This is a genomic window from Mucilaginibacter sp. P4_G9 (assembly GCF_056400985.1).
On record NZ_JBFUKF010000966.1, the window covers coordinates 1 to 509 of the forward strand.

Genomic DNA, 509 nt, shown 5'->3' on the forward strand with positions numbered 1-509 from the left:
AGGTACCTCTATGCAGTGATCTGCCATTTCTCTTACTTTAGTATCTCCCTGTGTAACTATAGCTATCACTATTCCTTTCCGGGCCTTAACCTCCTGTATATTGCTTATAACCTTGTCATACGACGAGTTTTTGGTAGCTATAAATACAACCGGCATTTCTGCATCAATTAAAGCAATGGGCCCATGTTTCATTTCTGCAGCGGGATACCCTTCTGCATGAATGTATGAAATTTCCTTTAATTTTAACGCACCCTCCAGGGCTACCGGGAAACCGCTGCCGCGACCCAGGAAAAGACAGTTAGTCGCATCTTTAATTTTGGATGCAATACTTTTTATCAAATCATTATCCGATAAAAGCGATTGTACCTTATCCGGGATGGTTTCAAGTTCGGTTAATAAACGCGTTAGTTTTGATGATGTGATAGTGCCTTTTTGCTGCGCTATATATAAAGCCAATAATGTTAAAACAGTAACTTGCGCGGTAAACGCTTTTGTTGAAGCTACACCAA

1 protein-coding gene is annotated in these 509 nt (G+C 40.5%); it reads right to left on the reverse strand.

All coding sequences use genetic code 11. The features are described 5' to 3' along the window. The coding region (locus AC1DPZ_RS28830) for an SIS domain-containing protein (protein ID WP_477409994.1) at positions 1 to 509 on the reverse strand (509 nt) is incomplete at both ends.